Origin of the sequence: Nocardia sp. CY15, assembly GCF_009829295.1 — a bacterium.
GTDB lineage: Bacteria > Actinomycetota > Actinomycetes > Mycobacteriales > Mycobacteriaceae > Nocardia > Nocardia sputi.
Window position 1 is genome coordinate 161,363 of sequence record NZ_VUOT01000007.1, and the last position, 21,015, is coordinate 182,377.

At 68.1% G+C, this 21,015-nt stretch carries 19 protein-coding genes; 10 read left to right on the forward strand and 9 right to left on the reverse strand.

The window, feature by feature from the left end; all coding sequences use genetic code 11:
* Window positions 1-75 precede the first annotated feature (75 nt).
* Both GVY39_RS11740 and GVY39_RS11745 read right to left on the reverse strand, forming a co-directional pair.
* Complete coding sequence (locus GVY39_RS11740; RefSeq protein WP_159923352.1) at window positions 76-1,062, reverse strand: phosphotriesterase; 987 nt, start codon at window positions 1,060-1,062, stop codon at window positions 76-78.
* A gap of 131 nt (window positions 1,063-1,193) precedes the next feature.
* Complete coding sequence (locus GVY39_RS11745; RefSeq protein ID WP_159923350.1) at window positions 1,194-2,447, reverse strand: CdaR family transcriptional regulator; 1,254 nt, start codon at window positions 2,445-2,447, stop codon at window positions 1,194-1,196.
* A gap of 155 nt (window positions 2,448-2,602) precedes the next feature.
* On the opposite strand from GVY39_RS11745, the gene GVY39_RS11750 reads away from it, so the two are divergent.
* From GVY39_RS11750 to GVY39_RS11775, 6 genes are all read left to right on the forward strand, one after another.
* On the forward strand, window positions 2,603-3,397 hold the full coding sequence (locus tag GVY39_RS11750) for an LLM class F420-dependent oxidoreductase (RefSeq protein WP_159923348.1): 795 nt from the start codon (window positions 2,603-2,605) through the stop codon (window positions 3,395-3,397).
* A 149-nt stretch (window positions 3,398-3,546) separates the two neighbouring features.
* Window positions 3,547-5,343, forward strand: a complete 1,797-nt coding sequence (locus GVY39_RS11755; RefSeq protein ID WP_159923346.1) for an ABC transporter substrate-binding protein/permease — start codon at window positions 3,547-3,549, stop codon at window positions 5,341-5,343.
* On the forward strand, window positions 5,344-6,069 hold the full coding sequence (locus GVY39_RS11760) for an amino acid ABC transporter ATP-binding protein (protein WP_159923344.1): 726 nt from the start codon (window positions 5,344-5,346) through the stop codon (window positions 6,067-6,069).
* Window positions 6,070-6,169: 100 nt separating this feature from the next.
* Window positions 6,170-6,466: a hypothetical protein gene (locus GVY39_RS11765; protein WP_159923342.1), complete on the forward strand. Its 297-nt coding sequence runs from the start codon at window positions 6,170-6,172 to the stop codon at window positions 6,464-6,466.
* 33 nt (window positions 6,467-6,499) lie between these two features.
* Window positions 6,500-7,339 (forward strand): alpha/beta fold hydrolase, encoded by an 840-nt coding sequence (locus tag GVY39_RS11770; RefSeq protein WP_159923340.1) that lies wholly within the window; start codon window positions 6,500-6,502, stop codon window positions 7,337-7,339.
* Between the two features lie 96 nt (window positions 7,340-7,435).
* Window positions 7,436-7,840 (forward strand): nitroreductase family deazaflavin-dependent oxidoreductase, encoded by a 405-nt coding sequence (locus tag GVY39_RS11775; RefSeq protein ID WP_159923338.1) that lies wholly within the window; start codon window positions 7,436-7,438, stop codon window positions 7,838-7,840.
* A 35-nt stretch (window positions 7,841-7,875) separates the two neighbouring features.
* On the opposite strand, the gene GVY39_RS11780 is transcribed toward GVY39_RS11775, so the two are convergent.
* From GVY39_RS11780 to GVY39_RS11800, 5 genes are all read right to left on the reverse strand, one after another.
* The gene (locus GVY39_RS11780) at window positions 7,876-8,133 is read right to left on the reverse strand and encodes a hypothetical protein (RefSeq protein WP_159923336.1); all 258 of its coding nucleotides are present in this window, start codon (window positions 8,131-8,133) and stop codon (window positions 7,876-7,878) included.
* A 219-nt stretch (window positions 8,134-8,352) separates the two neighbouring features.
* Window positions 8,353-9,609 (reverse strand): CHAT domain-containing protein, encoded by a 1,257-nt coding sequence (locus GVY39_RS11785; protein WP_159923334.1) that lies wholly within the window; start codon window positions 9,607-9,609, stop codon window positions 8,353-8,355.
* Window positions 9,606-11,132 carry a tetratricopeptide repeat protein gene (locus GVY39_RS11790; RefSeq protein WP_159923332.1) on the reverse strand — a complete coding sequence of 509 codons (1,527 nt, stop codon included), beginning with the start codon at window positions 11,130-11,132 and terminating at the stop codon, window positions 9,606-9,608. The genes GVY39_RS11785 and GVY39_RS11790 overlap by 4 nt, the downstream gene beginning before the upstream one ends.
* 1 nt (window position 11,133) lies before the next feature.
* Entirely contained in the window at window positions 11,134-12,156 is a 1,023-nt protein-coding gene (locus GVY39_RS11795) for a hypothetical protein (protein ID WP_236565404.1), read from the reverse strand.
* On the reverse strand, window positions 12,156-13,523 hold the full coding sequence (locus tag GVY39_RS11800) for a hypothetical protein (protein ID WP_159923600.1): 1,368 nt from the start codon (window positions 13,521-13,523) through the stop codon (window positions 12,156-12,158). Before GVY39_RS11800 ends, GVY39_RS11795 begins: the two co-directional genes overlap by 1 nt.
* 240 nt (window positions 13,524-13,763) lie before the next feature.
* Here GVY39_RS11800 and GVY39_RS11805 point away from each other — a divergent pair, with 240 nt between their 5' ends.
* A complete protein-coding gene (locus tag GVY39_RS11805) occupies window positions 13,764-14,267 on the forward strand; it encodes a hypothetical protein (RefSeq protein ID WP_159923331.1) in 504 nt (167 codons plus the stop codon).
* Window positions 14,268-14,594: 327 nt separating this feature from the next.
* Here the strand turns inward: GVY39_RS11805 and GVY39_RS11810 are convergent, their stop codons facing one another.
* Entirely contained in the window at window positions 14,595-16,007 is a 1,413-nt protein-coding gene (locus GVY39_RS11810; protein ID WP_236565403.1) for an MFS transporter, read from the reverse strand.
* 379 nt (window positions 16,008-16,386) lie between these two features.
* Between GVY39_RS11810 and GVY39_RS11815 the strand changes: the two genes are divergently transcribed.
* The 3 genes from GVY39_RS11815 to GVY39_RS11825 all read left to right on the forward strand — a co-directional run bounded on the left by GVY39_RS11815 (window position 16,387) and on the right by GVY39_RS11825 (window position 20,114).
* Entirely contained in the window at window positions 16,387-16,917 is a 531-nt protein-coding gene (locus GVY39_RS11815) for a lipoprotein LpqH (RefSeq protein ID WP_159923329.1), read from the forward strand.
* Window positions 16,918-17,013: 96 nt separating this feature from the next.
* Entirely contained in the window at window positions 17,014-17,814 is an 801-nt protein-coding gene (locus GVY39_RS11820) for a hypothetical protein (protein ID WP_159923327.1), read from the forward strand.
* A gap of 233 nt (window positions 17,815-18,047) precedes the next feature.
* A complete protein-coding gene (locus tag GVY39_RS11825; RefSeq protein WP_159923325.1) occupies window positions 18,048-20,114 on the forward strand; it encodes a PhoX family phosphatase in 2,067 nt (688 codons plus the stop codon).
* A 76-nt stretch (window positions 20,115-20,190) separates the two neighbouring features.
* Here GVY39_RS11825 and GVY39_RS11830 read toward each other — a convergent pair whose 3' ends face one another.
* Window positions 20,191-20,940, reverse strand: a complete 750-nt coding sequence (locus GVY39_RS11830; RefSeq protein ID WP_159923323.1) for a glycoside hydrolase family 25 protein — start codon at window positions 20,938-20,940, stop codon at window positions 20,191-20,193.
* Window positions 20,941-21,015 lie beyond the last annotated feature (75 nt).

Sequence of the window (21,015 nt, forward strand, 5' to 3'; positions counted from 1 at the left end):
ATCCCGGCAGGAACGTGCCGGACGATCCGAGTAAGGGTCCGTCGATACTATCCGGCCGGTCGGGGACGGGCCATGTCAGCGTGTTCGCGCCTCGAAGAACGCGCGCGGGACGTCGACGACCATGGTGTCGATCTGTTTCTCGGTGACGCCGCGTTCGAGCACGTAGGGGAACACGTCGTCGAACAGGTGGGTGTAGTGCCATTGCGGCAGGGCGGCCATGGCGGCGGGCTCGATCCAGTCGAGGTAGCAGCTGGCGTCCTGGGAGAGCACCATTCGGTCGGTGTAGCCGCGGCGCACCATCTCGATCAGGGTGTCCGCGCGGGCTTCGAAGGTGGTGTCGAGGTTGATGCCGAAGCGGTCCATGCCGAGGACGAAGCCCGCATCGGCCAACTCGGCGAGGTGATCGCAATCGGTGGTGTCGCCGCTGTGACCGAGCACGATGCGGCCCGGGTCGACGCCTTCCTCGTCGCACATCACGCGCTTGACGTCGAGCCCGGTCCGCGACTCCGGATGGGTGTGCACGGTGATCGGAACGCCGGTCTCGAGATGGGCCCTGGCGATCGCGCGCATCACCCGTTCGACGCCCGCGGTCAGCCCTTGCCGATCGATCGCGCACTTCAGCATGCCCGCCTTCACCCCCGTGCCCGCGATGCCGTCGCGGATGTCGCCGACGAACATGTCGACCATCGGGTCGGGGACCTGCGCGCCGACTATCTCGTTCAACGCGGGCCCGCGGTAGTGGAAGAAGAAGGGGACATCGTCATAGGTGTAGACCCCGGTCGCGACCACGAGGTTCAGCGGCAACTGCTCGGCGATCCGCTGAATCCGCGGAATGTAGCGACCCAGCCCGACCACCGTCAGATCGACGACCGTGCGGACGCCCGCGTCGTACGCGGCCCGCAACCGCCGCACGGCGTCGGCGATACGTTCTTCTTCCGAGCCCCATTCGGCCGGATAGTTCTGGTGGATATCCCCCGTGAGCACGAAGACGTGCTCATGCATCAACGTCACCCCGAGGTCGGTGGTGTCGATCGGCCCGCGCGCGGTTTCCAGCGTTGACACAGCGGTTTCTCCTCATCTCAGCTGCCTGTTCGGAGGAATGCTACGAACCGGAATGTGAGGCAGGCCATATTCGCTGACGCTGAAACTATGTACAACTTTCGTGCGCAGCGCACAGAGCGGCGCGGCTCGGATCAATGAGCTCGGTGCAGTACCGCCGGCCCGAGCCAGCGCGCGGCCTGCAACGCCAGGTGCAGATGGAGCGTGCGGTCGTGATCGTCGAAGGTGTGACCGATCAGGTCGAGCGCCTGCCGCACCCGGTACTGAATGGTGTTGCGGTGCACGGCCAATTCCTGGGCCGCCGCGGCGTAACTGCGGTTGTTGGCGAGGAACACACGCAGGGTTTCGCGCAGCCAGAGATTGCGTTGGTCGTCGGTGACCAGCTCGCCCAGGCAGTCGGCCACGAATCGACGCAGTTCCTCTATGTCGCCGCTCATCAGCGCGACGGCTGCCACCTGATCGTGTGACACCGCCCGGGGCGCCCCCGGACCGGCGAGCAGCACGAGTTCGCGAACTCGGTCGGCTTGGCGCAGGCTGCGACGGAAACCCGCCACGCCTGCGCCGAGCCCGCCTACCGCCACCCGGACCGGCAGCGACATGGCCGCCAGCGAGCTCTCGATGGCGTCGGCATCGATCGTCAGGTCACGGGAAGCCGAGAACCACAGCCGAACTTCCCGTTCGTCGGTCGGCACCAGCAACGCCCTGCGCGGGTTGCCGAACAGCGGAGCCAGCGCCGCGCGAACGGCATCGAGGACATCCAACGCGGTCCGTGCCGACAGCTGCGGATCGGTCCAGGCGTTCACCGCGACGTGGTGGCCGGTGAGGGGATAGCGCAGCACTTGCTCGGCCTGGCCGATGTCGTCGGCCGAGCCGTCGAGTACCCGGGCCACCCATTCCTGTCGCAGTCCGCTGCGACTGCCCACCCACCGGTCGCGTTCCTGTTCGTACGCCACCCCGACGTGCTCGCAGACCCGGTCGATGTACACCGCCGTGCGGTTGACGATCCGGATGATGGCCGCCGCGCTGTCGGGACCGCCCAGGTCCACGGCGTAGCGCATCGCGAGATCGAGAAAACCGGCCTGCCCAACGCGGTACGCGCGAATCAGCGCCGACAACGGGACATCACGCTGGGCGAGGGTCCGCGCGTACACCAGCGCTCGGGCCGGGGCGTGCACCTCGTGCTCGGCGGCGTCGTTCTGGACGAAGTCGAGAACAGAAATCAAATTGTCGGTGGTGCCCGCTTCGAACAGATCGCGGAGCCGGGCGTCCAGGTCGAGCGCCTCGACCTGTGCGCGGATGATCGCCGACAACTCGGCGATCAGCTGCTCGCGATCACGCAGAATCGCCGAGACGACCGCGCGAACCACCTCGTCATCGCGGTCGGCCACCCCGACACCTCCTCCGCAGGCTGGGCATCGCCTCCCCAACCTAGCCCGCGCCGGGCGCGTCGTCGCGTGCCGGAGGCAGCGGGCGCCTGCCTGCGGGAACCAGACCGCGCCGGTAGCCTCGGGACGGGGGCAGGCCGAGCGACGAGGAGCATGTGATGAGTCGTCCAGTTCGTATCGGAGTCCAGCTCCAGCCGCAGCACGCGCCCGAATACGGGCTCATCCGCGACGCGGTGTTGCGCTGCGAGGACGCGGGTGTCGACATCGTGTTCAACTGGGACCACTTCTACCCGCTCACCGGCGATCCCGATGGCGCGCACTTCGAGTGCTGGACGATGCTGGGCGCGTTCGCCGAGCAGACCGAGCGCGTGGAGATCGGCGCGCTGGTCACCGGCGGCGGTTACCGCAATCCGGACCTGCTGGCCGATATGGCGCGCACGGTCGACCACATCAGCGGCGGCCGGCTGATTCTTGGGCTCGGCGCGGGCTGGTTCCAAAAGGACTACGACGAGTACGGCTACGACTTCGGCACCCCGGGTAGCAGGCTGGCGCTGTTGAAGGAGACCTTGGCCCGGGTCAGCGCCCGGCTCCCGAAACTCGAGCCGCGCCCGATCCGCGACCTGCCGATCCTGATCGGGGGAGGCGGTGAGAAGAAGACGTTGCGGCTGGTCGCGCAGTACGCCGATATGTGGCACACCTTCGCCGACCTGGATGTGCTCGCGCGCAAGAACAAGGTGCTCGCCGAGCACTGCGCCGCCGTCGGCACCGACCAGGCGCGCATCGAGCGCTCCGTGCAGTGGCCCGGCTTGGAGAAGGCGCCCGCCTTCGTCGACGCGGGCGTGACGACGTTCACCATCGGGATCAGCGGACCGGCCTACGACCTGGCCGAGGTCCAGACCGCCGTCCGGTGGCGCGACGAGGTCAATCCGGAACCGCTCAGTGGACTGGCCTGAGCGGATTGCCGCCGACCGGGGCGGGGCCCGCATGGAGTTCGGCTCAGGATGATCGAAACCGGCGACCCACCGCGCGGGCATGGCTGATCGTGGCCCGACCCCAGGGGTAGCTGTGGATTAGCAGATTTTCACGGCTAGGGTTGTCCGTCATGGCTGTTGTGCCCGTTGTGCGTTCTCGTGCGTTGATCGCCGTGATATTGCTTGCCGTCGGTCTCAGCGCGACGGCGTGCGGCTCCGGCTCCGAGGACTCGGCGACGGAGCGCAATCTCTGCGCACCGCCCGGCCTGGCCGCCGCCTCGGCCGCGCCCACCAACCTGGCCTCCTCGGCCGCCGCGGGCAGCGACCGCTACACCACGGCGAGCACCGTGCCGCTGAACTCGATCGATGTCTCGAAGCTCGGCTTGATCACGCCCGGAAAGCTCAGCGTCGGCACGCTGTCGGACGCCCCGCCGAGCATCTGTGTCGACCGGCAGGGCGCGTTCACCGGTTTCGACAACGAGTTGCTGAAGGCGATCGGCGCCAAGCTCGGTCTCCAGGTGGAGTTCTCCGGCACGGAGTTCGCCGGGCTGCTCGCCCAGGTGTCCGGCGGCCGCTTCGACGTCGGCTCCTCCAACATCACCACCACCGACGCGCGGCGGCAGCTGGTCGGTTTCACCAACGGCTACGACTTCGGTTACTTCTCCCTGGTGGTGGCGAACGGCAGCCCGATCAAGGAGTTCTCCGATCTCGATCGGGGCACTCGGGTCGCCGTGGTCCAGGGCACGGTGCAGGACGAGTTCGTGGTGAACCAGCTGGGGCTGGATCCGGTGAAGTTCCCGGACTACAACACCGCCTATGCGAACTTGAAGTCCGGTCAGGTGGACGCATGGGTCGCACCGTCCGCCCAAGCGGAAGGCGCGATCGAGCCGGGTGACGGAACGTCGGTATCGCAGAACACCTTCAGCCTGGACAACTTCGTCGGATACGCGGTCGCCAAGAACAACCAACCGCTGATCGATGCGCTCAACAGCGGCCTGGACGCGGTGATCGCGGACGGAACCTACGCCAAGCTCTACAGCGACTGGGTGCCACGGCAGCTGCCTCCGGGCTGGAAGCCCGGTTCCAAGGCCGCACCCGCACCGCAGCTGCCGGACTTCGCCGCGCTCGCCGCGGACGAGCAACCGGGACGGATCGAGCAGAACGCGCCGAAATCCACCTTGCGGCAGTTGAAGGACACGTTCTTCGACTGGTCGCTGTACCGCAAGGCTTTCCCCGAACTGATCAAGACCGGCCTGCCGAACACGCTGATCCTGGCGGTGGTCTCGGGTGCGCTCGGCACCGCCATCGGCATGCTGCTCGCGGTCGCCGGTATCTCGCGAACCCGGTGGCTGCGCTGGCCCGCACGGGTGTACACCGACATCTTCCGCGGCCTGCCCGCCGTGGTGATCATCCTGCTGATCGGTCTCGGTGTCGGCCCGGTGGTGCGCAACCTCACCGGCAACAATCCGTACTGGCTCGGTGCGGTCGCGCTCGCGTTGCTCGCCTCGGCGTATATCGGCGAGATCTTCCGCTCCGGCATCCAATCCGTCGAGGCCGGTCAGCTGGAGGCGGCGCGCGCCATCGGTTTCGGTTACCGCCAGTCGATGACGCTGGTGGTGATCCCGCAAGGGGTGCGCCGAGTGCTGCCGGCCTTGATGAACCAGTTCATCGCCCTCATCAAGGATTCCTCGCTGATCTACTTCCTCGGCCTGCTCGCCACCCAGCGCGAGCTGTTCGCCGTCGGCCGCGATCTCAACGCGCAGACCGGGAATCTCTCGCCACTGGTGGCCGCCGGACTGGTCTATCTGGTCCTGACCGTCCCGCTCACCCACTTGGTGAACTACATCGACCGCCGAATGCGGACCGGCCGACCCGACCGGCCGCTGGACCAGGTCGAGGCGGCCACGATCACGGAAGGGCGCGGATAGATGAGTGCCTCCCTCACCGGTACCGGACTGCATCTGACGTTGGGGCACAACCACGTGCTGCGCGGGATCGACATCCACGTCGACGCGGGCAAGACCGCCACCGTCATCGGGCCGTCCGGGTCGGGGAAGTCGACCCTGCTGCGCGTGCTGAACCGGCTGTACGAGCCGGACCAGGGCGACGTGCTGCTGGACGGCAAGTCCGTGCTCACCGAGAACCCGGACCGGCTGCGTCAGCGCATCGGCATGGTGTTCCAGCAATTCAACCTGTTTCCGCACAAGACCGTCGCGGAGAACGTCGCGCTCGGTCCACGCAAGTTGCGCGGCCTGTCCAAGGACCAGGCGCGGGCGTTGGCGGTCGAGCAACTGGAGATCGTCGGCTTGGCCGACAAGGCCGATACCCGGCCCGCCAATCTGTCGGGCGGGCAACAGCAGCGTGTCGCCATCGCGCGGGCGCTGGCGATGCGGCCGGAGATCATGTTCTTCGACGAGGCCACCTCGGCCCTGGACCCCGAGCTGGTGAAGGGGGTGCTCGCCCTGATGGCCGACCTCGCTTCCGGCGGCATGTCGATGGTCGTGGTGACGCACGAGATGGGCTTCGCCCGCACCGTGTCCGACAGCGTCGTCTTCATGGATCAAGGGCAGGTCGTGGAAACCGGCTCGCCCGACGCCCTGTTCGACGACGCGCAGACGCCGAGACTGCAGAGGTTTCTGTCCCAGGTGCTCTGAGGCGTGTCAGCACTCGCAAGGCAATCGCTATTGATGCGCATCTGCTAATGTATTCCTCATCACGATTCCAGCTGTCCGCGCCAGGAAAGAGGGGAATTCGATGACCACAGCACATGCGCAGCACACCGGCCACGATCATGTCCACGGCCCCGACTGCGGGCACACGGCGTTCCAGCACGGCGATCACATCGACTACGCCCACGATGGTCATCTGCACCGCGAACACCAAGGTCACTACGACGAATGCGAGCGGTCCGGGCATACCGAGTGCTCCGATCATCCGCATCAGCACGGCCCCAACTGCGGTCACGAGGCCGTCCAGCACGGGGATCATGTCGACTACGTGCACGACGGCCACCGCCACGCCCCCCACGACGGACACTTCGACGAGCACTGACGACCGTCGGTACCCGGTTCTAGAGTCGGGCGGGTGATCGACGAACTCGAGATTCGCACCGCGGCGGGAACCTTCGACGTACTGGCCGCCGGCGCCCCCGGTGGCCGGGAGGTGCTGTTGCTGCACGGGTTTCCCGAGGGCGCGCGCGAGTGGGAGTTCCAGCTCGGCGCACTGGGCGGCGGCGGGTGCCACGCCGTAGCGCCCGATCAGCGTGGATACTCACCCGGGGTGCGACCCGAGCGAGCCGGCGAGTACCGGCTGGAGGAACTGGTCGGTGACGTGGTGGCGATCGCCGACGCGCTGGGGTGGGAGCGTTTCGACCTGATCGGGCACGACTGCGGCGCGCAGGTCGGATGGGCGACGGCGGCCGAGCTGCCGGAGCGGGTCCGTACGTTCAGCGCGGTGTCGCATCCGCACCCGGCCGCGCTCCAGCAGGCGATCGCCGAGGACGAGGACCAAGCGCAGCGGTCCCACCACCTGACGACGCTGCGTCAGCCGCGCACCGCGGAGCGCGGCTTACTCGCCGACGACGGTGCCGCGCTGCGCCGGATCTTCGAGTGGAAGATCCCGGAGGAACGCGTCGAGGAGTATGTACGCAGGTTGGCGCTGCCGGGCGCTCTCACCGCGGCACTGAACTGGTATCGCGCCATGCCTCTCGCGGGTTCGATCGGCCCGGCGTGCGTTCCCACCCTGTACGTGTGGGGCACCGAGGACGCTGTCTTCGGGTCCACCGCGGCACTGGCCACCGGGAAGTACGTGTCCGGTCCGTACCGATTCGAAATGCTCGAGGACGTCTCGCACTGGGTTCCGGAGGAAGCGTCCGAGGCGCTGACCCGGCTGCTGATGCAGCACCTGCTCGCCCATCGCGACTGAACGCGCAGGCGGCGCCGTTGATCCCGGCGTTCCCCGGACAGCGCGCGCGGCCGGAGGGAAAGCTGAGCCTCGTCCCCACAGCAAGGGAGGTGAACCGTGGACGTCAAAGAGATCAATCGGCGAACCATCGCTCAATTCCGAGCGGGCGGCGAGATCGACGGCATGCGCCGCGACCGTCTCATCCTGCTGACCACGATCGGCCGCAGAACCGGCGCCCCGTACACCACCCCGATGATGTTCCACCGCGAGAGTGATCGCCTGTTGGTCGTCGGTTCGAACATCGGTGCCCCCCGGCACCCCGACTGGTACTTGAACCTGCGAAAAGACCCGCACGTCACCGTCGAGGTGGACGACGAGACCTATTCGGCGCTGGCCACACCACTCACCGGCGACGACCGGGCCCGCACCTGGGCCATGCTGAAGAACGCCTATCCGTTCTTCGCCGAACACGAGATGAAGACTTCGCGCGTCATCCCGGTGGTCGCTCTCACGCGGGCGTGACCAGGCGGCGAGGCCGCGCGTCTATCGGCCCGCGATCAGCGGGCGCCCATGTCGGTAGGGGTGCGGGAAGGCCGGTGCGAAGCCGTCGCCTCGGCTCGGCGGTCCGCGACCAGGGCGAGCAGGGCGGTCAGGTTGTCCGGGTCGGCGGGGTCCAGGACCCCTTCCGGTAGAACCAGTTCGGTGATCCGCTGTCCCCGGTCGAAGGCGGCGGGGCGCAGGGGCGGCGCGTCGTCGGGTTGGCCGAGGATGGTGGCGATGTTTCCGTCGTTGTCGTAGACGGCGTAGTAGCGCATTGGTGGGCTCCTCAGAGGCCGGTCGAAACGGTCATCCGACTGGTGTAGCTACTTCTCCTGATCAGAACTCGTGATGGGCGACGGCGTTCGAGCTTATCCACACGTTCGATGCTGAGTGTCGGTTTGCGCAGTAGTAGCGTTACCCGATTTCGATCGGCTTTCACGGCATCGCCGCACGTAGAGAGGTATATGGAAGCGCTGGGGCGCGGTTTGCCCGGGTCAGGCGCACACGGTGGCGAATGCCGCCCAGAGCACGGGGGAGTATTCGATTTCGCCGGTGTCACGCCACGCCGCAAGCCGTCCGCGCTGCCACTGGGCGAGCGCGGTGACCGGGTCGGGTTGTTCGTGCGATCCGTCGATGGCGCAGACCGCCTCCTGGAGCGGCTGCGCTTGCGGCGGTGCGCCCGCGATGCGCTGGAAGGCGAAATCGGTAGGCAGTGCCCATCTGCTGGCCGTGACCAGTTCCGCGCCGCCGGTGATCATCGCGGCAGTCAGGCCCAGCGCCTCGCTGAAGCGCAGGTCGCCGCCGCTCTCGCAGGCGATCAGCGCGACCCGGCTCGGCATCGGCCACAGTTGTGCTCCTGCCACGGGATCGGTGTCGAGGGTGTACGTGCCGAGCAGCAGGTCCTTGGCCGAGAGCGGGCGGTGCGTGCGGGATGGCTCGGCGAAGCCGATGGCGTCGGCGGTGCAGGCGAGGTGCAATTCGGCGTCCTCGCTACGGCCGGATTCGGGCGTGGCGGCGGTGACATGCCCGACGTAGATCAAGCGACTCGCGCCGGCGCGCAGGGCGGCGCCGAGCCAGACGCGGTCGACATCGGTGCGCCGGAAGGCGTCCACCGGGCTTCGCACCGCGGGCCGCAGTCGATCGTTCGCGGCGTAACCGGCCATCCGTTGCGCGAGTGGCGCCTCGGCGGTCATCCGGCCGAGTACCGAGCCGAGCGTGGAATCGGCGCGGAAGCCGGGAACTCGCGGATCCAGCACCGCGACGACCGGGCTCGCGGCGGTCTCGGCCCATGTGCGCGCGATCCGTCCCGGCGCCTGCACGACACTCGCCGGAGCGAGCAAGCTGACGTCGGCGATGTCGATCAGCCGGACGTCGCGGTCCGGCGCGATGAGTTCCCACGGCACCTGGGCAAGACGCGGTGACGGTTGCAACCGGATGTGCGGGCGCACGCCGCGCTGCCACAGTTCGTAGAGCTGCGCGGCCAGGCCGTAGGGCAGCAGCGCGCGGGAAAGCGCCTGTGCCATCGAGTACTCACGCTCGTAGTCGGCGAATGCGCCGGAGGCGAGAGCCTGCTCGAGACCACCGGACTCGGCGGGTCGTGGAAGCGCGTCGGCGAGCAGTCCGACCGCCCGCACGACCGCCTCCTCCGGCAGCACGCCCACGCCGCGGGGCGCGCTGTCATGGGTCCACCGCCACGACACGTAGACGTCGCCCGCGTCCGCCATGCGGATGTGCACGGTCGGTCGCGTCATACCGTCAGCACCCGATCGTCGCGGATCACCCGGCCGTAACGCTGTTCGGCGGCGGCGATGAACGGTTCGAGTGCGATCCGTCCCTCCGCGGCCAGTGCCAGGCGCGGCGGCGGCGCGACCGGCAGGCCCACCTCGGCGGCGACCTCGGCCAGGGCGGCGCCCAGTTGGAGTGCGGCGCTGCCGGGATGATCGGTGAAGTCCTCGGGCGGGTCCGGCAATTCGAGCGGTAGCCGCGCAGGGGTCACCCGCTCGGCCCGATCGAGCGCTAAAGCCGTTCCAGCACTCTGTGTCTCGATCAGATCGGCGACAAGGAGCCCGTTGCCGGACAGATAGGCGAAGCGGAAGGCCAACCGCATCGCCGGGTCGGCGATCCGGCGTTTCCACTGTTCGCGCTGCGTGCCGTTCGGCAGCGTGTAGCGCACGGCGTCGATGGCCAGCGCGGCCGGAACGGCGATGCCGACCGCTTGCGTGAGCAGCTGTGCCGTCGGCGCTTCGGCCGCTTCGATCGCGCCTTCCAGCAGCGTCGCGTGCCAGAAATCGAGCTGGGCGCAGTGCAGTCCGAGGCCGCGCTCGGCGTAGATCGCGAACGCTTCCGCCAGCAGTTGCTCGCATTCGCCTACTCGGCCCGTCTTGAAAGCCGCGGTGGCCGAACGGATGCGCAGATCGGCCGCGTCGAGCACGGCGCCCGACTCGATGAAATACGCCAGGCTCCGCGCGTAGAGATCCCGCGCATCCGTCAGTTCGCCGCGGCCCTCAGCCAGAAATCCGATGGTCTTGAGACCGATTCCGGCTCGGTGCGCGAGCCCCGCCTGTTCGAAATATCGCTGACTGGATCGCAGCGGGGCCTGTGCCTCGTCGTACCGCTCGAGGCGCACGAGCATGGTGGCGAGATTCTGTTCGGTCTCGGCGACCGCGTTGCGATCGCCCGCCGACTCGAACGCGGCAAGCGCCTGCCGCGCGAAATCGACGGCCAAGTCGTGGCGTCCGGTTTCGAAGTAGGTGGCCGCGAGATTCATCAGCGGATGGCCGGCCAGTTGCGGCGCGAAACGACGCGCCGCCTCCAGCGATTCGGTGGCCAGTTCGGCGGCGTAGGCCCAGTTCTGCCGGTGCAACGCGACGGCGGTCAGGGAGAGCGAACAAGCAACGCGCAGCACGCCCAGGTCGGCGTCGGTGTTATCGGCGAGCAAGGCCCGCGCCTGCTCCAGCGCCGCCTGCGCTTGGTGGAGTTCACCGAGGTGTTGTAGCGCCTGGGACATGTTGACCAGGGCGTTGGGCCGCAATCGCGGTGCGTGCTCCGGCATTTCGGCCAGCGCCGAGCGGTAGAGGGCGAGCGAGGCGGCGTGGTCGCCGAGTTCGTCGGCCATGCTCGCGGCGTTGATGATCGCGCCGAGCCGGATGTCGCCGGTGGTTCGCTCGGCGGCGTCCTCGAACAGGCGTTGGGCCTCGGCCGTGTCCCCGCGGGTGTAGGCGGCCGCGCCCGCGGCGAGCAGTTCGCGGCCGTCGTCGGGGGTCTCGTCGGCCATGTCAGAAATCCGAATCCGATGCTGCTGCGGCAATTTCCGCCAGCAGAAGCGTGTCGACGGGGTTGCCGGGTGCGTCGGCCGTCCGGCGCAGCCGCGCCGTGACCAGCTCGCGAATCCGTGCCCGGCGGGACGCGGCATCCGGCTCCGGCTCGTCCACGCCGACGCCCGGCACGTAGACGCGTACGGTGACGCCCGCTTCCGCACCGGCCGGAGCCGCGGTCTCGGCCTGCCAGAGATCGCCATCGCGGAGCAATGGCACGTCGACGGCGTCGGCCGCGGTGCGGATTCCGGCCCGGGGGTGCAGGTGCGCGGGGACGTCCGCGACCGAGAACGGTGCGGCGACCGCGCTCACCCGCACGATCGTCGCACCGGCCTCGCGCACCACTTCCCAGGACACGGCGCGTTCCGAGGCGTCGAGCAGACCTGGCGGGCAGCGATTCCAGTCCCACCCCGCGGTGCCTCTGGCCACGACCAGCGCGCCGGGCGCGACGGCCGTGGCCGGTCCGGCGGCCAGCGCGTAGTCCTCCGCGCGCCCGAGCGTCTCGACGAATGTGCGCTCCTCGGCCACGGCGTCGGCCCCGTCGACGATCAAGTCGCATTCCTCGCTCAAGGCGGCGATCTCGTCTTCCAGCAGGCGCTCGTCCAGCGGGGCGATGCCGTCCAATGTCGATGCGGGCCACCAGCGCGCCGCCCAACGGGCGTAGCCGAGCCGCCAAGCGCGCGCGGTGATGTCCGGCAGCGCGGGTTCGGCCGGGTATTCCCCTTCATCGCCCGGTGTTTCGTCGAGTGCGAGGGACACCTCCGGGCCGTACACCGCCCAGATCCACTCCTGTGCGAGGACGAGATCATCGATCACCGCCGCCGGGGTCGGCTGCCCGGCGAGCAGGCTCCAGGTCAAATGCCCGCCCGCCACTTCGAGGACGAGTACGTCCATCCCGGCCGTGTCGTCCACGACGGTAGGAGCGTCGTCCGGCGCGATGATCCACATGTCGTTTCGACGGCGGATGCGTACGGTGGTGCTCATCAGCTCGCCTTCGATTCCGCCGCGTCCGGCTCACCCGCGTTCACCCGGACGCTCAGCGCCCGCTTGACTCGCGTGCGATGGTCCAGGATGACCGACCGCGCCACGCCGTCGAGCAGATCCCACAGCTCGTCCGGATCGTAGATCGCGAATTCCCGGACATCCCTGCCGTGCAGGCGAACCCACAACCGGCGCAGATATGGCCGCCACGGCGTGATCAGCTCGGCGGCGATGGCGGCCAGCGGACCCGTCGGCGGCTCGGCGGCGTCGGCGCACACCACCAGTCGCCGGGCCTGTAGGACGTACGCCTCCCGCTGCCAGCGGCTGTTGACCGCCTGGTGCGCCGTGGATCGTGCCGCGCCCGATTCCGTTTCGGCCGGACGCAGCCGCGGTCGGCTCGTCGGCTTGCGGTGGTGATCGATGGGCGCCAAGCCGGTCGCCAGCGCGGTTCCCGCCGTCGCGGCCACGCGCAGCGACTCGTCCAGCAGCGCCCACGGTGCACAGCTCCGGGCGATCTCGGCGTCGACCAGCTCGGGGATCGGCGGCAGCTCCGCGCGGTCGGTGGAGGCTTGCAGCACGGTGAACACGCGCTCGTACACGGTGCGATCGAAGGGGAGCCCGAGGGTCGATTTGGAGGCCGAGGAGCCGATCGCCGGGCGCAGCGGCACCGGATGCGCGGTCAGACCCAGTTCCTGAGCCGAATGGCCGGAGGTGTCCTGCCACAGCCGGATTCCGGTGTGTGTACCGGCATGGTCGGCCACCAGCCGGTCCAGTGCGGGCTGTCCGTCGGCGGCGTCCCGGCCCAGGCGTGCCGTCGCGCAGGCCTCCAGCAGGGCGTCCACCTCGGCGGCGTGGTCGGCGCCCTGCGGCACGGTCGGTGGGCGCCGCCGCCAGGCCAGCTCGAGTAACCCGGCCAACTCGCGCTCCCGTGCGCGGTCGGTCAGGTACTCCTTCAGCGCCTGCGTGGTGCGTCCCGCGGTGTACTCGTGGATCTCGCGCAACGCGTCCTCCGCGACCGCGCGTGCCCGCGCCGGATCCGGCATTCCCATGGTGGTCGCCAACTCGAAACAACGCTGGAAATACAGATCCTGCGGATGCCCCTCGGTGATCCGCAGCGTGCGCCGCACCTGCTTGAGCACGGTGAACCAGGCCGCCGTCGCCCGCAACACATCGGCCGCCGCCTGGACGCGCGCCTCCAGCAACACCGCGCCGTCGGCGGTCAGGATCGGCCCCGCGCACAGTGGATTCTGCACGGGACGGATCACCAGCGGGTCGAGCAGAAGCTTCACGGTCCGGCGCAGCGGACCACCGTGCGGGCCGCTGAGCGGTTCGACACCGCCGAGCTTGCGCCACACCTCATCGAGCACCATGGCGCGCGGTCGTCGCATGCGTGCAGTGTATTTGCCGCGACTCGGTCCCGGCGGGTTCACGGCCCGCTCATGGCGGATTCTTCGGCGCTGTCGCACTGCATGCGCGGAGTACTGCTCCAGCCGGTCACAGGAATGCAGTGACTCCGAACCGTGTGTGGCGTACCACACACCATCGGATTCGACGCCTAAGGTCTGAATCGGTCCGCCCATCAGGGGCAGCTGAGTGGAGGGATTCGAAGAATGAAGTTCGAGAGAATCACTGCTGCCGCTTTCATGGCCATCGCGGCCGTGGGTATCACTGCGGCAAGCGCCCATGCGGAGCCGAGCGTAACGACGCAGCCGACTGCGGTGACCGAGAACGGTGTGGTGGTGCTCGAGTCCGGCGACGGAGCGGCGGTGGCCGCAGTGCCGCAAGGGGATGCCGTCGACGGGAGTTCACTCGCGATTGCGCAGCACATCGATGCGGACGGCGGCACCCTGACCTCGACCCCGACGGCAGACGATATCGCGCAGCTGGAAGACATCAGCTCCTACGACCGGCTGAAGGAGCAGATCAACAAGAACATGCCCGGCGTCGTCGGAGGTGCCATCGTGGGCGGCCTCCTCGGGGCGTGCCTGCCCCTGATATGGGGCGTCAGCATCCCCGTGGGTGTGCTGATCGGTGGAACCGTCGGCGGATACGCCGCGGGCGGCCCGGAGTTCCTCGATGCCGTCCAGGCGTTCGTCACCAACCAGGGCAGGTGAAATACGCTGGTCTTCCAGCGAACCCCGCACATCGCCAGAGCGCGTGAAAGTGTATGTCAGGGGTGATTTTGGCGGATCACCTATTCGCGAGTCGTGTCGAGCGGTCGCGACCCGCGCTCCTGCGGGCAGCGATGATAGCCGAACAGGGTGCACGGGATGAGTTCTTCACCGCCCGGGCCGCGGCGGGATCGCCGCAGGCGGGATTACCCCGGATAACAGCACGTTATCCGGGGTAACAAAATCGCTCGCTGCCGAACGAGTTATGCACGTCGGCAGGGCAAGAAACCAACCGATGCGCTGAATCTTAAGTACAGTTTCGTGCTGGCGCTATACCGCAGTGGTGTCTTTGCGGGGGTCCGGTATATGTGTCGTGTGGTTCACGCGAAGAGCTGTCAGGATGCCGAGTGCGGCGATGGCGGTGAATCCCACCAGTAGGTAGCGGGCCGAGTCGACCAGCGAGGATCCACCGAGGTTGACCAGCAGACCGGCGACGGCGGCTCCGAAGGCTGTCGACATGGTCAGGATCGTTGCAATCGCTGCCGCGGCCTTCTGGCCTTCTTCTGGGTCCGGAGCGCTGGTCATCGCGGCCACCGACAAGTGTGGCCAGGCAATGCCGATGCCGGCCCCGGCCAGGAAAAGCAGCGGCAACCAGGCCAGAATCATCGGCAGGGAGACATGGCTGCGTTGTAGCAACGCCAGGCCCAGGAATCCGGTCGCCAGCAGCAGCGGACCGGCAACTCGAAGTCGCCGGATCGTGGCTTCCTGCTGCACCGATGCGACGAGCATCTGACTCACCGGCCAGGCCAGAGACAAGGCGGCACCGAAGAATCCGGCCACGACCGGAGGCAAGCCGGCCAGGCGTTGCCCGAACAAGGGCAGGAACATCTCCACACCCACACCGGCCGACAGCACGACGATCGTCAGATACACCCACCGCAACGGACTGCCCGAGCGGTACGTCGCGACCGGGAGAATCCGTTGCCCCGCACGCCTTTCCCATGCCAGGAACACGAGCACGGAAGCGACGGCCACCGCGAGCGCGAGCGTCATCACCGCGACACCTGAGACAACACCGGCCACGCTCACCGCCGTGGCGGCACCGACCACCAGCGCCAGCGATACGATCGGAACCGGTGCTGGGGTCTGGCGGTCGTCACTCTTGGGCAGGACCCGTGGCGCGGAACCTGCTGCCGCCACACCCACAACGGCGAGGACGACGAACGCGGCTCGCCACAAACCGACCTGGGCGAACAATCCCCCCATAGCCGGGCCGACGATGGTGCCGACGCCGAACATGGCCGAGATCAATGCGGTCCCGCGTACCCACAGCGACTGTGGCAGTGCGACATACACTGCCGCGAAACCCAATCCGGTGAGCAGTCCCGCGCCCAGCCCCTGGACCCCGCGGCCGATCAGGAACACCGCCATGACAGGACTCACCGCACACACCACCGAACCCGCCGCGAAGACCCCGAATCCGATCAGATACGAGCCGACCGTGCCGCGAAGAGACAGCATCCGGCTCACCGCCAGTGTGCCGGCCACCTGCGCGACCGAGAAGATCGTCGTACTCCACGCGTACAGCCTGTCGCCGCCGATGTCGGCGACCGCGCTCGGCAACAAGCTCCCTACCAGATAGATGTTGATCGCACCGACGAGCACTCCGCCCGCCAGCACGATCGCCACGCCGAGGTGGTCTCGGAATTCTCTCCAGGACGTCACTTCTCGCTCCGTCGTCACATGTCCTCCGTTTCGTGGATCGAATACGTGAGGCATCATCACTGACCCGCGAGCACCGGTAATCGGACAAATCGGACGTGATTTGCATCACATTCGAGCCGGGCCGTCCTCGTTGTGTCTGTCGAGTGAACCCAGAGGGCCGGTCCGAGCGGCCGGTCCTTCTGCGTTCTGACCCGGCCCTGCGAGCGGCAGGTGTCGCCGCGTTCGGGACGCGGGGTCCAGGTTGTGTCAGGTGCAGCCGCAAGTCATCTACCTGCGTAAATGCCGGAAACCTGGGATCGGTAGAGCGCGAATCGTTCCTACCTTTCTCTCATCGGCCCAACACGAAGGGCCGGGAAAAGAACCAGGGGCGCCGCCCCGCCGACGACAAGGACACATCATGAACGCCACTTCGCTCCGCTTCGCCGCAGCCGCTTTCGCCGCCACCGCCGCCGTCGCGGTGCTCACCGGATGCGGTGACAGCAAGGGCAGCTCCCCGGCCGCGCCCGCGCCCTCTTCGGCGCAGCCGGCCGCCCCGGCGGGGAAGTCGGTCGCCTCGGTCGACGGCAAGGCCTTCGACGCGAAGTTCACCACCACCTGCGCCAAGCAGGGCGGCACCCTGGCGCTGGCGCTGACCGACGCCGAGAACCCCGCCTACGGCAACCTCTCGGTGAGCGCGACCATCACCGACGCCGACACCGTGCAGGCGGTCGGGATCGCGGGCAGCAAGGGCGGCGACAACGGCCTGCCCTACGCGGTCGGCTTCGGCAACGGCATGCCGGGCGGCTCCGCCGCGGTCGTGAAGGACGGCAACACCTACAAGATCACCGGCGAGGGCGTGGGCGCCCCCGACCTGACCAACCCGCTGGCGGGGCCGAAGACGTCGAAGTTCGACATCACCTTCGCCTGCTCGTCCATCGTCGGCGCCTGATCACCGCATGTCCCCCGATCCGCCCCCGTCATCCCGGTCAGCTACCGGGATGACGGGGCGCGGCGAACCCCGAATCTCGCACCGAAAGGAAATGTCATGAACAAGATCCGTCTCGCCGCCCTCGCTATCGCCGCCGCGGCGATCGGCCTCTACGTCTACCGCGCCGTAACCTACGTCCCCACCAGTGCATACGAGCCCTCCGGGATGGGCTGGCTCGGCATCGAGATGGCGCTGCCGATTCTCGCGGTCACCCTGGTCATCATGGTCTTCGCCTTCACCGGGGAAGGCATCATGATCGCACTGACCGGCCGCAACAGCGCGGAGTTCCGTGCCGGTCTCACCGGTCTCGGCACGGTCCGATCGGTGCGGCAGACCGGCGTCACCGTCAACGACCAGCCGCAGGTGCATATCGAGTTCAGCGTCGAAGGCGCGGACGGCAAGATCTTCCACTCCTCCGCGAAGATGATCGTGCCGTTCACCGAACTGGCCCTGCTGCGCGCCGGGGTGGTGCTTCCGGTGCGCTACCTGCCCGGGCGGACCGACAAGGTCGAGGTCGACCTGTCCGGCGACGCGTCCGCCGCGCAGCACGCGATCAACGAGTCCCTGATCCGCAAGGGCATGACCACCCGGCACAAGCTCGACATCGCCGAGCGCGGCATCGCCACCCAGGCGGTGGTGCAGTCGCTGTCGGTCACCGGCACGATCCGCGAGGGGCACTCCGAGGTCGAGCTCGGCTTGGTGGTCACCCGGCCGGACGGATCGACCTTCGCCACCCGGGTGACGAAGTTCCTCGCACCCGCCGGGGTCGGCCAAGTGCAGGTGGGCCGCGTGCTCCGGGCGCACTACCTGCCGGAGAAAGAGAGCGAGGTCGTCATTGCCCTTCCGGTCAACGCCTGATGGGCGAGCCGGATGAATTCCGCGGCCGGGCCGATCGAACTCGAGGCAGCCGCCTGGAGAGACTAATGCCGCGTCGATTCGAGATCATCGAGTCGGCGCGGCATTCGTTGTTCCCAGCTCTGGCGGCCCGGCAATCTGAGGGTTACCTAATTGGGCGGCTGTTCACTTTGTCGTCTATTCGGGATTGTCCGGATGGTTTACCGTGCGGCCGTCGGCCCAACCCAGGAGTCACCGTGAGTCTTCAGCCACTCGCCCTATTCGTTCAGCACGACGGACAATCGTCGCGCGCCGCGGTCACCTGTGAGTACAAGTGCGCGAACGCGTGCTTCCACGAAGCGCCGAACACGTCCGCGGGAGCCTACTTCGGTGACATCGTCAGCTCGCTGAACCGGCGCGGGCTGATCAAGGGCGGTGCGGCCGCCGTGCTCGCGGTCGGTGCGGGCAGCGTCCTGGCGGCCTGCGGTGACGACGACGAGCCGACCGCCGCGGTGTCCACAAAGCCTGCGGGCCCGCCCGGAACCGGCACCGACTTCACTGCCGTCGCGCCTAACACCGAAGACGCCGTGGTGATCCCGGACGGCTACGAGCAGTCCGTCGTGATCCGCTGGGGCGATCCGTTGTTCCCGGACGCGCCCGCCTTCGACTTCGACAAGCAGACCGCCGCCGCGCAGGCGAAACAGTTCGGCTACAACAACGATTTCGCCGCTCTGCTGCCGATCGAGGGCCAGGCCAACAAATACCTGCTCGTGGTCAATCACGAGTACACCACCAGCCCGCATATGTTCCGGGGTTACAACAAGGACGCGCCGACCGACGAGCAGCTCGCGGTCACCATGGCCGCCCATGGCTTGACCGTCGTCGAGGTCCAGGGTGAACCCGGCTCGGGCAAGCTGGTCCCCGCCTTCGGCAGGTACAACCGCAGGATCACCGCGACCACCGAGTTCAAGCTGACCGGTCCCGCCGCGGGCAGCGACTTCGTGAAGACTTCGGCCGACCCCACCGGCACCAAGGTGCTGGGCACGTTCGCCAACTGCTCCGGTGGCATGACGCCCTGGGGCACCGTGCTTTCCGGCGAGGAGAACTTCAACGGCTACTTCGCCAACGGCGACAAGGTGACCGACCCCGTCGCCGCCGCGCGGATCAAGCGCTACGGGTTCCCCACCGGCAAGACCGCCAACTTGTGGGAGCGTGCGGACAAGCGTTTCGACCTGGCCCAGGAACCCAACGAGGCCAACCGATTCGGTTACGTGGTCGAGGTCGACCCGTGGGATCCGAACTCGACGCCGATCAAGCACTCCGCGATGGGGCGGCTCAAGCACGAGGGCGCCAACATCTACGTCACGAAGAACGGTGACGTCGTCTCCTATACCGGGGACGACGAGAAGTTCGACTACATGTACAAGTTCGTGTCCTCGCGCAAGATCCAGCCGGGCACCGGCGCGGCCAGCATGCGGGACAACCTGACCATCCTGGACGCGGGCACCCTGTACGTCGCCAAGCTCACCGGCGACCATCCGGACAAGATCGACGGCACCGGCGCGAAGCCGTCGGACAAGGGCTTCACCGGTACCGGCCAGTGGATCCCGCTGCTGGAAACCGGCGCGGACGGCAAGGGCAAGTCGCTGGTCGAGGGGATGAGCGCGGAAGAGGTCGCGGTCTTCACCCGCCTGGCCGCCGACAAGGTGGGCGCGACCAAGATGGACCGCCCGGAGGACTTCGAGGCCAACCCCTACACCGGGAAGGTGTACGTGGCGCTGACCAACAACGACAACCGCGGCGCGGAAGGCAAGCAGGGGCCGGACGAGGCGAACCCGCGCAAGCTCAACAAGAACGGCCAGATCCTGGAGATCGACGACGACCACACCGGTACCGCGTTCACCTGGTCGCTGCTGCTGGTCTGCGGCGATCCGGCGGCCGCCGATACCTACTTCGCGGGATACGACAAGTCCGCAGTCAGCCCGATCTCCTGCCCGGACAACCTGGCCTTCGACCCGTACGGCAACCTGTGGATCTCCACCGACGGCAACGCGCTGAAGTCGAACGACGGCTTGTTCGCGGTGGTGCTCGACGGGCCGAACCGCGGCCAGACCAAACAGTTCCTCACTGTCCCCCGTGGTGCGGAGACCTGCGGCCCGGTGGTCACCGAATCGCGAGTGATCGTGTGCGTGCAGCACCCCGGCGAGGCCGACGACGCCACGCCCGACAATCCCCTGTCGCACTGGCCCGACGGCGGCACAGCCCAGCCCCGCCCCTCGGTCGTGGCGGTGTGGAAGAAGGCGGGCGGGCGCATCGGGGCCTGAGACCGCAGCCGCCGCGCCACCGGCCTCCTGTAACCAGGCCGACCACCACCCGCGGCTCTCCCCACGGGTGGAGCCGCTACTCGACTGGGCGGGTAGCGGCTCCACTCCCTCCCATGTTCGCGTATCGGGCGAAATCGCCCTGGGCTCCGCTGTAGACGTTGAGGTCGACGCGGCCCGCTATGCCGGGGATGGCGCCGCGGTCGGTGGTCTGCCAGAACGTCCAGGTGCTCCAGCCGCCGGGGACTTCGGGTCGGTCGTTGCCGCGATAGTCGGCGATCCACAGGGGATATCCGGCGAACTCGGCGGTGTCGGCCATCGCGGTGCGCCAGAAGTTGGGATAGGTGTAGACGATCGGGACACGGCCGGTGAGTGCTTGCACGGTGCTGAGATAGCGGCGGGTCCAGTCGATCAGGGCGGCCGGCCCGAGTCCCCCGGAGTCCTCCAGGTCCAGCACCGGCGGCAGGTCGAGCGGCCCGTTCTGCCCGAGCGCCACCGCCGCGTACATCGCGGCCTGCGGTTCCGGCGGCAGGTTGGGCCGGGCGTAGTGGTAGGTGCCGCGCGCCATGCCCGCCGCGCGCATCAACAGGCTGTCGGGCACGAAGTAGGGATTGATGTAGCCGAGCCCTTCGGTGGCCTTGACCATGGCGAAGTCGTGGCCGGAACGCTTGACCGCGAACCAGTCGATCAGGCGTCCGTCGGTGTGCTGCCAGGAGGAGACGTCCGGTCCGGTCGGCGCGGCGTTCGCGGGCAGCGTGGCGGTGAGGATGCCGGACAGCGTGATCAGCGACAGCGCCGTGCCGCGGAGGGTCGATCGCCAGGTGTCCATGCCGAACGACGATAGCTTTTTGCTCTAACTGTGACCACTGTGATCCGTGTGGTCGACGGGGTGTCAGAACTGTCC

Bases quoted from the DNA above. Each gene is read 5' to 3' on its own strand.
- GVY39_RS11750 (WP_159923348.1), top strand. From the start codon at position 2,603: ATGAGTCGTCCAGTTCGTATCGGAGTCCAGCTCCAGCCGCAGCACGCG.
- GVY39_RS11755 (WP_159923346.1), top strand. From the start codon at position 3,547: ATGGCTGTTGTGCCCGTTGTGCGTTCTCGTGCGTTGATCGCCGTGATA.
- GVY39_RS11760 (WP_159923344.1), top strand. From the start codon at position 5,344: ATGAGTGCCTCCCTCACCGGTACCGGACTGCATCTGACGTTGGGGCAC.
- GVY39_RS11765 (WP_159923342.1), top strand. From the start codon at position 6,170: ATGACCACAGCACATGCGCAGCACACCGGCCACGATCATGTCCACGGC.
- GVY39_RS11780 (WP_159923336.1), bottom strand. From the start codon at position 8,133: ATGCGCTACTACGCCGTCTACGACAACGACGGAAACATCGCCACCATC.
- GVY39_RS11785 (WP_159923334.1), bottom strand. From the start codon at position 9,609: ATGACGCGACCGACCGTGCACATCCGCATGGCGGACGCGGGCGACGTC.
- GVY39_RS11790 (WP_159923332.1), bottom strand. From the start codon at position 11,132: ATGGCCGACGAGACCCCCGACGACGGCCGCGAACTGCTCGCCGCGGGC.
- GVY39_RS11795 (WP_236565404.1), bottom strand. From the start codon at position 12,156: ATGAGCACCACCGTACGCATCCGCCGTCGAAACGACATGTGGATCATC.
- GVY39_RS11800 (WP_159923600.1), bottom strand. From the start codon at position 13,523: ATGGTGCTCGATGAGGTGTGGCGCAAGCTCGGCGGTGTCGAACCGCTC.
- GVY39_RS11805 (WP_159923331.1), top strand. From the start codon at position 13,764: ATGAAGTTCGAGAGAATCACTGCTGCCGCTTTCATGGCCATCGCGGCC.
- GVY39_RS11815 (WP_159923329.1), top strand. From the start codon at position 16,387: ATGAACGCCACTTCGCTCCGCTTCGCCGCAGCCGCTTTCGCCGCCACC.
- GVY39_RS11820 (WP_159923327.1), top strand. From the start codon at position 17,014: ATGAACAAGATCCGTCTCGCCGCCCTCGCTATCGCCGCCGCGGCGATC.
- GVY39_RS11830 (WP_159923323.1), bottom strand. From the start codon at position 20,940: ATGGACACCTGGCGATCGACCCTCCGCGGCACGGCGCTGTCGCTGATC.